1 protein-coding gene is annotated in these 444 nt (G+C 59.0%); it reads right to left on the bottom strand.

Translation table 11 applies throughout. From position 1 onward, the window contains the following. Window positions 1–444 (bottom strand): hypothetical protein (locus A6723_RS32040; protein WP_175405516.1); only part of this gene is annotated, 444 nt, incomplete at both ends.

Below are 444 nucleotides of genomic sequence, written 5' to 3'. Positions count from 1 at the left end.
CCAGGGTCGGCTGCAACGGTGAGCCTGCCGCGACAGTCTTTACCACTGGCAAGAATCGTATGGCTAACACCCAGGTTGTCGAACGCTCCCGAAAAGCGCACCTCCAGAAGTGCGAGGGTTTCTTGCGCTGATACAGTCGGCTGATAGTTGCGATAGAGCCGCAGGATGACTCCTGTGCCGTCTGGCCGGCGATCAAGCACATCGACCTCCACCCCGGTGACGGGCTGATCTGGAATAGGAATATCCAACTCCGCGAAGGTCAGCGTCAGTGTGCGCTCAGAGGTGGTCCAGAAGTTTGGAGCGTTCGCCACCCCTACGCCGAAGCTCATGCGTAGCAGCTGAGTACCGTTATCCGAGGTGACTGTGAGGCCAAAGTCGCCTACCTGACCTTCCAGCAGAACACGGCCTGCGTTGATTGCCTGACCGCCATAGGCATACACGGCG

The sequence above is a fragment of the Pseudomonas sp. AU11447 genome (assembly GCF_001672555.2).
GTDB lineage: Bacteria > Pseudomonadota > Gammaproteobacteria > Pseudomonadales > Pseudomonadaceae > Pseudomonas > Pseudomonas nitroreducens.
This window is presented reverse-complemented; position numbering and strand designations above follow the sequence as displayed.